The 14,633-nt window shown below is 69.5% G+C and carries 11 protein-coding genes and 1 pseudogene; 7 read left to right on the forward strand and 5 right to left on the reverse strand.

Translation table 11 applies throughout. The annotated features are described in order from the left end of the window. The 4 genes from ACIQWR_RS40255 to ACIQWR_RS40270 form a co-directional block, all read left to right on the forward strand. On the forward strand, positions 1-484 hold a 484-nt coding region (locus tag ACIQWR_RS40255; protein ID WP_404020780.1), incomplete at its 5' end, for a hypothetical protein. A 166-nt stretch (positions 485-650) separates the two neighbouring features. Next, positions 651-1,796 carry a nitrate/nitrite transporter gene (locus ACIQWR_RS40260; RefSeq protein ID WP_404020803.1) on the forward strand — a complete coding sequence of 382 codons (1,146 nt, stop codon included), beginning with the start codon at positions 651-653 and terminating at the stop codon, positions 1,794-1,796. 118 nt (positions 1,797-1,914) lie between these two features. Next, positions 1,915-2,487 carry a dihydrofolate reductase family protein gene (locus ACIQWR_RS40265; RefSeq protein ID WP_404020781.1) on the forward strand — a complete coding sequence of 191 codons (573 nt, stop codon included), beginning with the start codon at positions 1,915-1,917 and terminating at the stop codon, positions 2,485-2,487. A 212-nt stretch (positions 2,488-2,699) separates the two neighbouring features. Further along, positions 2,700-3,503, forward strand: coding sequence for a hypothetical protein (locus ACIQWR_RS40270; protein WP_404020784.1), 804 nt, complete (start codon positions 2,700-2,702; stop codon positions 3,501-3,503). 67 nt (positions 3,504-3,570) lie between these two features. Here the strand turns inward: ACIQWR_RS40270 and ACIQWR_RS40275 are convergent, their stop codons facing one another. Further along, complete coding sequence (locus tag ACIQWR_RS40275; RefSeq protein WP_404020787.1) at positions 3,571-5,091, reverse strand: DUF4246 domain-containing protein; 1,521 nt, start codon at positions 5,089-5,091, stop codon at positions 3,571-3,573. 273 nt (positions 5,092-5,364) lie between these two features. Between ACIQWR_RS40275 and ACIQWR_RS40280 the strand changes: the two genes are divergently transcribed. Together ACIQWR_RS40280 and ACIQWR_RS40285 are read left to right on the forward strand one after the other, a co-directional pair. Beyond that, positions 5,365-6,897 (forward strand): flavin-containing monooxygenase, encoded by a 1,533-nt coding sequence (locus ACIQWR_RS40280; RefSeq protein WP_404020789.1) that lies wholly within the window; start codon positions 5,365-5,367, stop codon positions 6,895-6,897. Between the two features lie 87 nt (positions 6,898-6,984). After that, positions 6,985-7,653: an O-methyltransferase gene (locus ACIQWR_RS40285; protein ID WP_404020792.1), complete on the forward strand. Its 669-nt coding sequence runs from the start codon at positions 6,985-6,987 to the stop codon at positions 7,651-7,653. Between the two features lie 4 nt (positions 7,654-7,657). Here ACIQWR_RS40285 and ACIQWR_RS40290 read toward each other — a convergent pair whose 3' ends face one another. The 4 genes from ACIQWR_RS40290 to ACIQWR_RS40305 are packed head-to-tail and all read right to left on the reverse strand — an operon-like array spanning position 7,658 to position 11,001. Further along, a complete protein-coding gene (locus tag ACIQWR_RS40290) occupies positions 7,658-8,755 on the reverse strand; it encodes an HAD-IIIC family phosphatase (RefSeq protein ID WP_404020806.1) in 1,098 nt (365 codons plus the stop codon). A gap of 35 nt (positions 8,756-8,790) precedes the next feature. Next, entirely contained in the window at positions 8,791-9,900 is a 1,110-nt protein-coding gene (locus tag ACIQWR_RS40295) for an acyl-CoA dehydrogenase family protein (RefSeq protein WP_404020794.1), read from the reverse strand. Continuing rightward, positions 9,893-10,189 (reverse strand): acyl carrier protein, encoded by a 297-nt coding sequence (locus ACIQWR_RS40300; RefSeq protein WP_404020797.1) that lies wholly within the window; start codon positions 10,187-10,189, stop codon positions 9,893-9,895. Before ACIQWR_RS40300 ends, ACIQWR_RS40295 begins: the two co-directional genes overlap by 8 nt. After that, positions 10,186-11,001, reverse strand: a complete 816-nt coding sequence (locus ACIQWR_RS40305; protein ID WP_399259060.1) for a 3-hydroxyacyl-CoA dehydrogenase family protein — start codon at positions 10,999-11,001, stop codon at positions 10,186-10,188. The genes ACIQWR_RS40300 and ACIQWR_RS40305 overlap by 4 nt, the downstream gene beginning before the upstream one ends. A 652-nt stretch (positions 11,002-11,653) precedes the next feature. Between ACIQWR_RS40305 and ACIQWR_RS40310 the strand changes: the two are divergent. Further along, a pseudogene (locus ACIQWR_RS40310) lies at positions 11,654-14,617 on the forward strand (type I polyketide synthase); the annotation flags it as partial. Positions 14,618-14,633: the final 16 nt, after the last annotated feature.

Genomic DNA, 14,633 nt, shown 5'->3' on the forward strand with positions numbered 1-14,633 from the left:
GGTGCAGCTTGAAGTTCAGGCGAAGAGAAGGAAGTATGTAGATCGGCAGGGTCGCCTCAGGTCTAGTCATGCATCTGATGCAATTCCCCGGGGTTACGCCACCTCCTGCCGCAAGGCCTGTCACACGGAGAACGTCTACTCGAACCCCGGCCTCTCCGTCGACGGCCAGCCCCTCGGCGACCAGTACAACAACAACGCGAAGCTCGCCCGGATCACGACCCCCATCGTGGCGGGCTACCGGTCCCTCACGACGCCCCTGACCCGCTACGCCCTCACCCTGGAGAGCAGCGACGGCGGCACGATCCGACCCGCGGTCTACGGCCCGTACAAGCCCGGCACGGTCGTCGGCGTCACCGCCACCCCCGCCGCCGGCTACCGACTGGCGGCCTGGATCTACGACGGCCAGCAGTACGCCCCGAGCGCCCAGGTCAACGTGACCATGGACCGCGCGCACACGCTGAGCGCCGTCTTCCTGGAGGCCTGATCGGTCCCGGGCCCGCCCGACCGTCCCCGGGACCGCCCGGCGGGTGGGGGGCGGGCCCGGAACCCGTACGGCCCAATCCGGCGCGCCGGCGACGGCGGCCCGTGGCTTGACTGGGGGCGTGGACACCGACCAGCGGGCCTCCGTCGCCCCGTACCGCAACCTGATCATGGCGACGCTCGGATTCACGCTGACCTTCTGGGCGTGGGACCTGATCGCCCCGCTGGCCACCGGGTACAAGGACCGCCTCGGCCTGAGCTCCTTGCAGCAGTCCTTGCTGGTCGCGATCCCGGTCCTGGTGGGCTCCGTCGGGCGCATCCCCGTGGGCGCGCTCACCGACCGCTACGGCGCGAAGCTGATGTTCCCGCTGGTGTCCGCGCTCACCGTCGTGCCGGTGCTCCTCCTGGTCCTGGTCAAGGACGACTACGTGCCGCTCCTGGCCGTGGCCCTGCTGCTCGGCCTGGGCGGCACGACGTTCGCGATCGGCGTCCCCCTGGTCAACTCCTGGTTCCCGCCCGGCCGCCGGGGCTTCGCGCTCGGCGTGTTCGGCATGGGCACCGGCGGCGTCGCCCTCTCCGGCTACTTCACCCCGCGCATGGCCGCCCACGGGGAGAACCTGCCCTTCTACGTCGTGGCCGCCGCGCTCGCCGGTTACGCGGTGCTGGCCGCGGTCCTGATCACGGACCGGCCCGACCGGGTCGCCAGCACGGTCTCGCTCGCCACCCGGCTGCGCCGGGCGGGCGGGCTGCGGATCACCTGGGAGCTGTCCGCGCTCTACGCCATCGGCTTCGGCGGGGTCGTCGCCTTCGGCGTCTACCTGCCGACCTACCTGAAGACCTGGTACGCGCTCGCGCCGACCGACGCCGGTGCCAGGGCGGCCGGGTTCGCCCTGGTCACCGTGGTCTTCCGGCCGCTGGGCGGTCGTCTCTCGGACCGCTTCCACCCGGCGGTCGTCACGGCCGCCGCGCTGGCCGTCGTGGCGCTCTTCGCCGTCGTCCAGGCCTTCGACCCGCCGATCGCCCCGGTCGCCACCGTCGCGCTGCTGGCGATGGCCGCCGGACTGGGCGCGGCCGGCGGCAGCGTCTTCGCCCTCGTCTCGCAGGTCACCCCGCAGGCCCAGGTGGGCAGCGTCACCGGCATCGTCGGCGCCGTGGGCGGGCTCGGCGGCTTCGTCCCGCCCCTGGTCATGGGCGGGATCTACAGCGCGAAGGGCTCGTACTCGATCGGCTTCATGCTGCTGTCCGACCTCGCGCTCGCCGGGTGCGTGTACGCCTACGGCCGCATGCGCACCCAGCGCCCCGACCCCGACCGATGAGTTCCGCCGCGATCCGCGGTCGTACAAGGTGGTGGGGGACGCGGCGGCCGTACGAACGGTCCGCCCGCGCGCCGACCACGACGGCACGACACCGCACACGAGACACCGAGGAACCACGATGCGCACCCTGATCAGCACCGCTTTCATCTCCCTCGACGGCGTCGTGGAGGCCCCGGGCGGCGAGCCCGGCTACCGGAACTCCGGGTGGACCTTCAAGGACGTGGAGTTCCTCCCCGAGGCCTTCGAGATCAAGGGGCGGGAGCAGCGGGAGGCCACCGCCATGCTGCTGGGCCGCACCAGCTACGAGGCCTTCAGCCCGGTGTGGCCCGACATGGCGGACTTCGCCGACTACAAGGCGATGCCGAAGTACGTCGTGTCCACCAGCCTCGCCGAGGGCGACCTGGTGTCGAACTGGGGCGAGACCACGATCCTGCGCTCGCTCGACGAGGTCGCCGCCCTGAAGGAGACCGAGGGCGGCCCGATCATCGTCCACGGCAGCGCCACCCTGGGCCGGGCCCTGTCCGACGCCGGGCTGATCGACCGCTACCACCTGCTCGTCTTCCCCCTCCTGCTCGGCGCGGGCAAGCGGCTGTTCAGCTCCACCGACAAGGACACCCAGAAGCTGAAGCTCGTCGAGCACGAGGCGTACGCCAACGGTCTGCAGAAGAACGTCTTCGACGTCGTCCGCTGACCCGGCCCGTAGCCGGAAGGGGCCTTCCCAGCACGGGACATGTGCCCCTGTAGGCACAGGAGAACTCCCAACTCCCGTCCTCGGAAAGGGATTTGTGCGATCCGGGTCGACGGTCGGCCAGGGCGCTGTACGGTGACGTCGGCTGTGGCGAACATGTCGTCAGTTCACCTGCTTCGCCCTGGTTTCCGTTGTATTCGGACGAAAGGAACCACGTGAGCACCCACGTCGAGCCCGTCGAGTCCCCGGAAGAGTTCAACGTCAAGCACTTCGCGGACAGCAACGGCACGCTCGTGTACAAGAGCGTCGCGGTCCTCGGTACGGTCCAGCAGAGCCGGCAGCAGTTCCGCGTGGGGACGGGCGGCCGGCTCTACGTCGCCAGCCCCGACCACCCGCTGAAGGCCTGGGTGCAGAAGCCGGCCGACGTCGACGCGACGGCCCAGCAGATCGTCGGTGTGGTGGCCGACGAGCAGGCGGGCGGCTACACCGCCCTGAGTGCCGAGGGGGTCGGCAGTTGGACGCACTCCTACGGCGGCGACCTGGGCACGCCGACCGGGGCGATCAAGGCGATCTCGAAGAGCGGGGCGTTCGGGTCCATCGTCTGGGGCGCCCCGTACTGCCACGCCGGTTGGGTGGCCTCCCTGATGCCGACCCTCAGCTCGCTGGGCACGATCAGCGTTCCCGGCGGAACCCTGATCATCGGGCAGAACGTCCACTCGTCGGCCATCGTGGGCAGCTCGTGGCTCAAGGGCGCCAACGTGGGCGACTGTCGGCAGGAGGACTTTCCCGCGGAGTGGCGGGCCGGGGTCGTCTCGACGCTGTGCCCCAAGGCCGTGGGCCACCAGGACCTGGCGAACATCACGATCCTCTGCGACATCCTGAAGAAGGCCGGGTACAAGCCCGCGCGCCAGGCGGACCTCGCGGGCCGCATCCGCTTCATCCTCAAGAACCACCCGCAACACGACAAGACCCTGCGCTCGCTGCCCAACATCCTGACCTACTACGGCAACCTCTTCTGACCCGGCCGCCGCGTACGCCCTCCCGCCGCCGGGAGGGCGTACGCGGCTGCCCCGCCCCTGCGCCGGTTCAGTGCTCGCAGAGGGAGAACTCGCGCTCGTAGATCTGCTCGTTGTGCTCGTCGACGAAGAACTTGCGCTCCCGCATCAGCTGTTCGCGGTGGCCCTTGGCCTCCTCCAGCGTCATGGTCGAGGTGGCGGACCACGGCTGCTGCGGCGGTACGTCGGCCGTCGAGACGATCCTGCGCGACGGGTCGACCAGGAAGAACGCGAGGATCTTGCGGTGTCCCGGGCGGTCGGGGTCCGCGAGGGCGAACGGGCTGACGCGGTGCTGCAGGACGTTCGGGAAGGCCAGGCAGCGGCCCGCCGGCGTCGATGCCGACCCCAGTACCTGGCTCAGGGCGTCCTCGTTCTCCAGGCCGTAGACCTCGCGCACGCCGCCGTCGTCGCTCTGCTCGTACTCCGGGTCGTCGAGGGCCGCCCGGAAGCCCAACCGGCTCTCGGTGATGTTCTCGCTGTCCCAGTAGTAGATGCCGGTCGAGACGATCCGCTCGTTGATCATCCCCTCGACGTGCCAGGAGCCGCCCGGGTACTCGGGCTTCTCCGGGGTCAGGTGCACGGTCGCGAGCTTGACGATGACCTGGAGGCGGCGGCCGCGCAGGTCGACCCGGGCGGCCGCGTCCGGCAGTTCGGGCGCGGTGAAGTCGGGGGCGTCCGGGATGACCGGGCGCCGGTTCTCCCACCAGTCGTCCGAGGCCACGTCCCACGCGTCGCGCGCTGCCGCGTAGGCCGCGGCCCCCGCCTCGTCCTCGGCGAAGGAGGACTTGTTCGGGTACACCGGCCTCGCGTCGTACCACCCGTAGGGATCGACGTCGATCCGCGGCGGCCGCGGGTGGCGCAGGTCGGTGAGCACGTTCTCCAGCAGCGGCCGCATGCGCGCGAACAACTCCGGCAGGACGGCGTCCAGTTCACGGTTCTCTTCGGGGTGGACGTTGTTGACGTAGGAACGGAAGGCCACGTCGCCCTCGGCGCTGACGTCGACCTCCGAGGGCAACCACTGGTACTTCTCGGAGAACTCGTACTTCGCATGACGGTCCGTCGGGTCCTCCCACGCCTGCTCGGGCCCGCCGCTGGCATCCCTCGCCAGGCAGAACAGCGAGGGATGGACCAGGTCCAGCACCTGGCCGTCGGATCCCGGATGCCAGTCCCGCTCGGCCTCGGGGACCTCTTCGAGGACCCGGACCGCCGCCCGCAGCCGTGCTCGCAGCCCGTCGTCGACCAGGGAGTCCGACTGCCACACCCCGTCGACCCCGGACACCTCGACGCCGCTCCGCTCGTCGCGCAGCGCGCGGTAGTAGGCGAGTTCGGCGATCACGAACCGCACCTGCGCCTCGGTGAGGCCCTGGGCGAGCGCCTCCTCCGTCCACCTGGCGACGACGTCGCCGTCGCGCATCTTGTCGAACCACCCCGACTTCGCCCGGATATGCGAGCTGAACTGCATCATCTGGAGCTCGCGCAGCGTGCGGGGCGTCGCGAACGGCAAGGACCGGAACGTGTGGAAGGGCAGCGGGAAGGCAGTCAGGCCGGACAATTCTCATGGTCCTTCGAGTCGGTGTGCGGTGCCCGGAAGGATACGTGAGCGCACTGACACCCCACCCGTGCCCCGTTCGAGTGCCGTCGGCGGCGCCCGGACCGGACCGGAAGCCCAGCGCGGAAGGATTCTTCGCCTCCGTGGACACCCGTCGGCCGCGCTCCGCGGGGGTGCGCGGTTCGCGATGATGCGGCCCATGGCGTCCATCAAGCGAAACGCACGTCCCTGGTTCGAGCGCACGACCGTTGCCGGTGAGCCCGCCGGACCGGCGCTGTGATCCCGGCGCAGGGCGGCGCACGGCCCGTGCGGCACGTGCGGGTCGTGGTCGTCGGAGCCGGGTTCTCCGGCATCGGCGCCGCCATCCGGCTGCGACAGGCAGGGGTGCGCGACGTGCTCGTCCTGGAGAAGGGGGCTCAGCTCGGCGGCACGTGGCGGGAGAACACCTACCCGGGATGCGCCTGCGACGTGCCCTCGACGCTCTACAGCTACTCGTTCGCCCCGGGCGCCGCGTGGAGCAGGGTCTTCGCCGAACAGCGGGAGATCCACGCGTACCTGCGGACGACGGCCGAGCGGTACGGGCTCGGCGATGTCCTGCGCTGCGGGGTGCACGTGCGGGAGGCCCGGTGGGATCCGGCGGCCGGGCGCTGGCTGCTGGCAACCGGCGAAGGGCCCTACAGCGCCTCGGTGTTGGTCCTGGCCACCGGGCCCTGGCACGTTCCCCGCCCGCTCGACGTCCCCGGGATCGAAGGCTTCGCCGGGCCCGTGCTGCACACCGCCCGGTGGGACCACGACGTCGACCTGACGGGGCGGCGCGTGACCGTGGTGGGCAGCGGAGCCTCCGCCGTCCAGATCGTCCCGGCCATCGAAGCGCGGGCGGCCGCCGTGCACCTCTTCCAGCGGACCGCCCAGTGGGTCCTGCCCAAGCCCGACCTACCGGTACCGGCGGCGTTCAACCGGGCGCTGGACCGCCTGCCCGGCGCCCGCCGCGCCCTGCGGGCCGGGCAGTACGCCCTGCAGGAGGGCTTCGGGTTCGCCTTCCGTCACCCGCGGGTCGCCGGCCTGCTGGAGGTCGGGGCCCGTGCGCACCTGCGGCTCGCCGTCCACGACCGGGTGGCGCGCGAGGCGCTCACACCGGACTACCGGCTCGGCTGCAAGCGCCTCCTCACCTCCAGCACCTTCTACCGGGCGCTGAACCGGCCGCACGTACACCTGCACCCGACCGCCGTGACCGCAGTACGCGGGAACGAGGTCGTCGGCGCCGACGGCAGCACGGCCGCGACCGACGTCCTCGTCACGGCCACCGGCTTCCGCGTCGGCGAGCTGCCCCTGGCCGCCGGCCTGTACGGCACGGACGGCCGGACCCTGCACGACGCCTGGGACGGCGCGCCGCAGGCGTACCTGGGCACCAGCGTCAGCGGATTCCCCAACCTCTTCCTGCTCCTGGGGCCGAACTTGCTCGGCGGCTCGACCTCGGCGATCACGGTGCTGGAAGCCCAGTTGACGTACCTCGCCGCCGCCTTGGACCACCTCGACCGCGGCGGCCACCGCGCACTGGACGTCCGGCCGGACGTCCAGGACGCGCACAACGCCGCGGTGCAGGAGGCGCTGCGCACCACCGTCTACGACTCCGGCGGCTGCACCAGCTACTACTTCAGCGCCGGCGGGCGCAACACCTTCGCCTGGCCGTGGTCCACCGGGCGGCTGGTGCGCCGGCTGAACCGCTTCGATCCCGCCTGCTACACCTGGTGCGAACCGGTCGGCCGAAAGCGTCCGACGACCCGTGAGGATCCGCTCACGATCTCATGACGACCGCGTGAAGACCGCGCGGGCCGGATTTCCCGGTATTTCTTTCCGGGCTTGCACTGTCGTGCGGTCCAGTATTACTTTAAGCCCATGGCAAATCAATTGGCTTCTTCTGTGGAATTGCTGTCCTACGTCCGCGATGTCTCATTACGTGATGACGAAATCCTGCGCGATCTCCGGGAGCTCACCAGCGAGCTGCCCATGGGGCAGGCGATGCAGGTAATGGCGGAGGAGGGCCAATTCCTGGCCCTCCTGGTCGGCCTGGTCGGGGCCCGCAGCGTGCTGGAGATCGGGACGTTCACCGGCTACAGCACGCTGTGCATGGCGCGCGCGCTCCCGTCGGACGGCCAGCTGATCACCTGCGACATCACCGACAAATGGCCCGGTATCGCCCGGGAATACTGGAACAAGGCGGGCGTCAGCGACCGCATCGACGTCCGCATCGGCAACGCGATCGACACCATGGCCGAACTGGCCACCGCGGGCGCGGCGGGTACTTTCGATTTCGTTTTCATCGACGCGGACAAGGCGAATTACCGCAGCTATTACGATGCGGCTATCGAATTGGTCCGACCCGGCGGGCTCATTGTCATCGACAACACCCTCTTCTTCGGAAGGGTGATCGACCCGTCCGCCCAGGATCCCGATTCGGTCGCGGTACGCGAACTGAACCTTTTCCTGCGCGACGACGAACGGGTCGACATATCCCTTCTTCCGGTGGCCGACGGAATCACCTTGGTGCGCAAGAGGACGAGCTGAGGAATCAGCGCGCCGGCGCTGCCGCGGCCACCCCGTGGTGCGCGGCCAGATCCGGCGCGCTGATCTCGATGGTGGGGTGGGCCGCACGCGGCCCGGAGACCAGGTGCAGCTGCTGGAGACCCTCGTCGCCCGCCGCCGGCAGAGCGGCCAGGCAGTCGCACGGCTCCTCGGAGGACCGGGTGAAACCGGCGAACCGGTAGGCGATCTCCATCATGCGGTTGCGGTCCGTGGGACGGAAGTCCGCAACCAGGTGCGCACCCGCCCGCGCGGCCTGGTCGATCAGCCAGTTCAGGAGCGCCGCACCCGCACCGAACGAGACGACCCGGCACGACGTGGCCAGCAGCTTGAGGTGCCAGACACCCGGGTGGGTCGCCAGCAGCATCACGCCGACGGCGCCGTGCGGCCCGAAGCGGTCGGTCATGGTGGTCACCAGGACCTCGTGCCCGGGATCCGCCAGCAGCTCGCGCAGCGCCGCATCCGAGTAGTGCACCCCGGTCGCGTTCATCTGGCTCGTGCGCAGCGTGAGTTCCTCGACGCGGGTCAGCTGCTCACCGGTCGCCCGCTCGATGCGCATCACCAGCTCCAGCGACCGCAGGAACTCCTCGTCCGGGCCCTTGAACGCGGCCTGCTGTGCCTCCCGCTCGAAGCCGGCCCGGTACATCTGGCGGCGCCGCCGGGAGTCGACGGTGACGTTCTCGGGACTGAACTCCGGCAGATCCGCGAACGAGAGCACTTCGGCGGCGTCGTAGCACCGGACCTGCGGCAGGTGGAAGGCCACCTCGGCCCGCTCGGCCGGCTGATCGTCGACGAAGGCGATGGTGCCCTCGGCGAACTTGAGCCGCTCGGCGATCAGCCGCACGGAGTCCGACTTGGGCCCCCACCCGATCCTGGGCACGACGAAGAACTCGGCGAGCCCCAACGCCTCCAACTTCGCCCAGGCGAGATCGTGGTCGTTCTTGCTGGCGACCGCCTGCAGAATGCCGCGGGAGTCGAGAGCGGCGATCAGCTCCCGCACCGCGTCGGGCACCCGGACCTCGTCGTCCTCCAGCAGGGTGCCCTGCCAGAGCGTGTTGTCCAGGTCCCAGACCAGGCACTTCACCATGGTCGGCTGTTCAGGCACGGACCCTCCCCGGGTGCTCACTGCGCCGTTGCGACGGCATGCTGCGCCAGAATCAACTGACATATCTCGCTGGTGCCTTCGATGATCTCCATCAACTTCGCGTCCCGGTACGCGCGGGCCACCACATGGCCGTCCTGCGCCGCGGCCGATGCCAACACCTGCACCGCGGTGGCCGCGCCGGTGGCGGCGTTGGTGGCGCTGACGTGCTTGGCGAGGACCGTGGCGACGACCATGTCGGGAGAACCGGCGTCCCAGCACGAACTCGCGTGCGCGCACGCCTGCGTCGCCACCTGCTCGGCGATGAACAGCTCGGCGAGGTGACGCGCCACGAGCTGGTGCTCGCTGAGCGGCTTGCCGAACTGCGTACGGGACTTGGCGTGGAGCGCCGCGGCATTGCGGCATGCCCGCAGGATGCCGACGCAGCCCCAGGCCACCGACATCCGCCCGTACGCGAGCGCCGTGGTGACCAGCAGCGGCAGCGGCAGGCCGGGGCTCCCGAGCACGCTCGACGCCGGCAGTCGCACCGAGTCGAAGTGGATGTTCGCGTGTCCGGCCGCACGGCACCCCATCGGGTCGGCGACCGGCTCCACGCGGACACCCGGGGTCGAAGCGGGGACCACGACGGCCGCCGCACCGCCCTCGCACTGCCCGAAGACGATCAGCAGGTCGGCGTACCGGGCACCGGTGACCCACATCTTGCGACCGTCGAGGACGACCGAGTCGCCGTCGAGCTTGATCCGGGTGCTCATCGTGGACAGGTCGGAGCCGGCACCCGGCTCGCTGAACCCCACCGCCGCCAGCTGGCCACTGACCAGCTGGGGCAGCAGGGCCGCGGACTGGTCCGCGTTCGCCAGCCGCTGGATGGTCCAGGCCGCCATGCCCTGCGAGGTCATCACGCTCCGCAGGGAGCTGCACCGGCTGCCCACGTGCGCCGTCAGCTCGCCGTTGTCACGGCTGCTCAGGCCGGGACCGCCGTGCGCGGGGGCGACCTCGGCGCACAGCAGTCCTCGGGCACCGGCCGTGCGCAGCAGCTCGACCGGTATCCGACCGGCCAGGTCCCATGCATCGGCCTGGCCGTCGACGAGTCCGTCGAAGAAGTCGAACGCTTCGGTCAGTCGCTCAGACATCGCTGCCCGCGGTGGAGCCCCCCTGGAGCCGGAGCACCAGGTCCGTCATGCCCTGCACCGTGCGGAAGTTGTCCAGCTTGAGGTCCGCCCCGACGATGGCGATCCGGTAGCTCTGTTCGAGGTGGACCACCAGCTCCATGGCGAACATGGAGGACAGCAGCCCGGAGGCGAAGAGGTCCTGGGTCGGGGACAGGGTGGACTTGGTCCGCCCCTCCAGGAAGCCGAGCAGCGCCTCCTGGATGGCTTCGGGGCTTACCGCAGCTCCGTCAATTGCCTGGTCGATCGTCATGCTGTTGCCTTTCCGTAGGAGTAGAAGCCGTGGCCCGTCTTGCGGCCGAGTTCGCCGCGGCGCACCTTGGCCAGCAGCAGGTCACAGGGTTTGCACGCCTCGTCGCCGGTACGTTCGTAGAGTTCGGCGAGGGAGTCCGTCAGGTTGTCCAGCCCGATCAGGTCCGCGGTGCGCAGCGGCCCGGTCGGGTGCCCGAGGCACCCCTCCATGAGCTCGTCGACCGCTTCGACCGTGGCGGTGCCCTGGCTGACGATCCGCACCGCGGTGTTGATCATCGGGTGGAGCAGCCGGCTGGTCACGAAGCCCGGGGCGTCCTGCACGATGACCGCCCGGCGCGACACGGTGGACAGCAGAGCGACGACGGCCTCGACCGTCTCGTCACTCGTCTGCGGGCCGCGGCTGACCTCCACCATCTTGATCAGGTACGACGGGTTCATGAAGTGGGTGCCGAGCAGCTCGGCCGGTCGTGCCGCCCAGTTGGCCAGCTCGCCGATCGGGATGCCCGAGGTGTTGGAGATCAGCGGCGTACCGGGGCGGACGGCCGCCGAGACCTCGGCGATCACCTTGGCCTTCGCCGCGGGTGATTCGGTGATCGCCTCGATGACTGCCGTCGAGTCTGCCACCTCGGCCAGGGAGACGGTGGTGACCAGCCGTCCGGGCTCCTGGCCTGCCGGCACCGCCCCCATGAGCTGGGCGTGCCGGAGTTGCTGAAGAATCCTGCCACGCGCGTCGTCGAGCGTCGCCTCGTCGACGTCGACCAGGACGACGGGGATCCCGTGCCCCAGCATCAGCGTGGCGATGCCGGAACCCATCACCCCCGCGCCCACGATGGCCACTTGATGGTCGGTCGGCTGGTTCACGTTGCCGGACACACTCCCTCGCTCTGGATGGGGCCGCCTTGGCCCGGGCGGCAGGCCACGAGCGGGTTCGCACCCGCGCCGACCTGCTTATGCCGTTTCCTGATCGGCTCGTTCGGACCCGTCGTGCACGTGCGACCGCGACGGCGGACGTGGTCCAAAGCCGAGGGGGTTTGCCGACCTGATGGACTCTCGTGCGACAAGCGCCCATTCGCAGTACATCTACGCAGGTCAGCTAAGCGGATGGCGATATGGTCGGCTTACGTTCAGCCGCACATCGCCAGTGACGCAAAGCCGCGCGTACCCCCGGGGATCTCCTTGATCCATTCGTAACGTAGCACGAGCCGTGGGGTGTTGGTAGGTCGTCACCGTGCGGCCGAGTCCGGCGCCGCTCTTTTAAAGTGGAGGCCGTGAGGCGGCTTCCCTATTGCTGTGAGGGTGGTCACCCCGACACGGTGTGACGCCGTGTCCGAAAGGTAAAAGGATCTTGACGTTGGGTCGCGAGCCAGGGTTAGAGTGGCGAGGCCTTAACGGGGTCGCTGACGGATACTGAGGCGCCGGGATCTTCTCTGCTGGAGAAGATGCGATGGGCGCGAATGTCCAGTTCATGTGTCGAGCAGGGGGTTTTCCGGTGTTGTCGAGCGTGCCTAACTTCCAGGATGATTACGTCGCCATTATTGGATTGTCCTGTCGTTTCTCGGGCGCGTCCAACCCGGCGGCTTTATGGCAGCTCCTCAGCGAGGGGAACGGTGCGGTTTCGGGTGTACCCGACGGGCGCGTCGAATCGGAATTGACCCGTCGCGGGGGTTCCGGAGACGGCGAGCAGGGTCTCCGGGGAGCTTTCCTCAGCCATGTTGACGAATTCGACCCCGGCCTCTTCGGGATTTCTCCGCGCGAGGCCGCTGCCATGGACCCGCAGCAGCGCCTCGTGCTGGAACTGGCATGGGAGGCCCTGGAGGACTCGGGAATCTCCCCTGTCGCACTGAAGGGCGAGCCCGCGGGCGTGTTCGTCGGCTCGATGTGGGACGACTACGCGATGCTGGCGCACCGCCGCGGAGCCTCGGCGCTCGGCCAGCACGCCATGACCGGGCTGGCCCGCAGCGTCATCGCCAACCGGGTCTCCTACGTACTGGGCCTGCGCGGACCCAGTTTGACCGTGGACTCCGGGCAGTCCTCCTCGCTCGTGGCCGTGCACCAGGCGGCGCAGGCCCTGCGGACGGGTGAGTGCTCCCTGGCCCTGGCCGGCGGCGTGAACCTGATCCTCGCCCCGGAGAGCTTCGCGCGCTCCGAGAATTTCGGCGGACTCTCTCCCGACGGGGAATGCCGGACTTTCGACGCGCGGGCCAACGGATACGTGCGGGGTGAAGGCGGCGGTCTCGTCGTCCTCAAGAAGCTGTCGCGCGCCCTCGCCGACGGCGATCGGATCCTCAGCGTCATTCGCGGCAGCGCCGTGAACAACGACGGCGGGGGAGAAGGGCTTACCGCCCCGAGCCGCGAAGCGCAGGAAGAAGTGATTTCCCTGGCGTGCCGCCGAGCCGAAGTGAATCCCGTCGAAATTCAGTACGTCGAGCTCCACGGCACCGGAACCCGGCTGGGTGACCAGGTCGAGGCGACGGCGCTGGGTGCGGCAATGGGTGCGGGTCGTGCGGAGAGCGATGCCCTTCGGGTCGGGTCGGTGAAGACGAATCTCGGCCACCTCGAAGGCGCGGCCGGTATTGCCGGACTGATCAAGACCGTTCTGTCGATAAAGAACAGGCTCATACCCGCCAGCCTGAATTTCACCGAAGCGCCTGCCGGTATTCCCCTCGATTCACTTCGACTGCGGGTGCAGAAGGAACTGGAACCCTGGCCCGACGAGAGCGCCCCACTTCTGGCCGGTGTTTCCTCATTCGGCATGGGTGGAACGAATGCGCACGTGATTCTCGAACAGGCTCCGGAGATCGATACCGATGCTTCGGTGGCGCCGGTGATTGTGGCTCCCGCAGTGGCGCCCTGGGCGATTTCCGGGCGTGGAGTTGACGGATTGCGTGGCCAGGCTGCGCGATTGTTGTCACGGTTTGAAGCAGACCCTGATCTGTCGCCGGTGGACGTGGGTTGGTCCTTGGCCTCGGGGCGGGCGGAGTTCGAGAACCGCGCCGTCGTCACGGGCGCTTCCCGCGAGGACTTGACGGACGCGCTGAGCGGTCTCGCACGCGGTGAGTCGGTCCCGGGTGTGGTGGTGGGTCCGGGCGCCGTGGCGGGTGGTGGTCGGGTGGCCGTGTTGTTCTCGGGGCAGGGTTCGCAGCGGGTCGGTATGGGGCGGGAGTTGTACGAGCGTTTCCCGGTGTTCGCGGGTGCGTTCGACGAGGTGTGTGCCGTGTTGGACCGGGAGTTGTCCGGTCATGTGGTGGGTGGCGTGCGTGAAGTCGTCTTCGGTGAGGGCGGTGCTGAGGGCGCGTTGGATGAGACGGTGTTCACCCAGGCGGGTCTGTTCGCCGTGGAGTGGGCGTTGTTCCGGCTGATCGAGTCGTGGGGTGTGCGGCCCGAGTTCGTGGGCGGTCATTCGATCGGTGAGTTGGTTGCCGCGTGTGTGGCGGGTGTGTGGTCGCTGGAGGACGCGGCGCGTCTGGTGGCTGCGCGTGGTCGTCTGATGCAGGCGTTGCCTGTGGGTGGCGCGATGGTGGCGGTGCAGGCGTCGGAGGCCGATGTCGTCGAGCTTTTGGCCGACTACGGCTCGCGGGTGTCGATCGCTGCGGTGAACGGTCCGTCGTCGGTCGTGGTGTCCGGTGACGAGGACGTCGTGGTCGAGGTGGCGGCGGCGCTCAAGTCTCAGGGTCGTAAGACGAAGCGGCTGGTCGTCTCGCACGCGTTCCATTCGCCGCGGATGGACGCGATGTTGGAGGAGTTCCGCGAGGTCGCGGCGGGGCTGACGTATAACGCGCCGGTGGTTCCGGTGGTGTCGAACGTGACGGGTGCGGTGGCGTCGCCGGATGAGTTGTGTTCGCCGGAGTACTGGGTGCAGCACGTGCGGGGTGCGGTGCGTTTCGCGGACGGCGTGGAGGCTCTCGCGGCCCAAGGCGTGTCGGTGTTCGTGGAGTTGGGTCCTGATGGTGTGTTGAGCGCGATGGGTGCGCAGTGCGTGTCGGACGGCGTGTTCGTCCCCGTGCTGCGTGCGGGTCGTGGGGAGGAGCGTGCGTTCGTTGCCGGTGTGGCGCGTGCGTGGACGCACGGTGTCCCGGTCGATTGGACCCGGGCGTTCGAGGGGACGGGTGCGTCCCGGGTGGATCTGCCGACGTACGCCTTCCAACGCCAGCGCTACTGGCTCGGTGGAGTGGAGCGGCCGGTCGACGAGGCCGAGACCGAGACCGAGACCGAGGTCGGCGAGTCCCCGTCCCCGCGGCAGCTCCCGGCGACGGCGCAGCGGCCCGAGCGACGCCAGTCGTTCGAAGAGATCGTACGGGCGCAGGTCGCGACGGTCCTGGAGTACCGATCGGCCGACGCGGTCGACGTGACGCGCACCTTCAAGGACCTCGGCTTCGACTCTCTCACCGCGGTGGAGCTGCGGGACCGGCTGATCGAGACGACCGGATTGCGGTTGCCCGCCTCGC

This window comes from Streptomyces sp. NPDC098789 (assembly GCF_044759975.1).
Classification (GTDB): domain Bacteria; phylum Actinomycetota; class Actinomycetes; order Streptomycetales; family Streptomycetaceae; genus Streptomyces.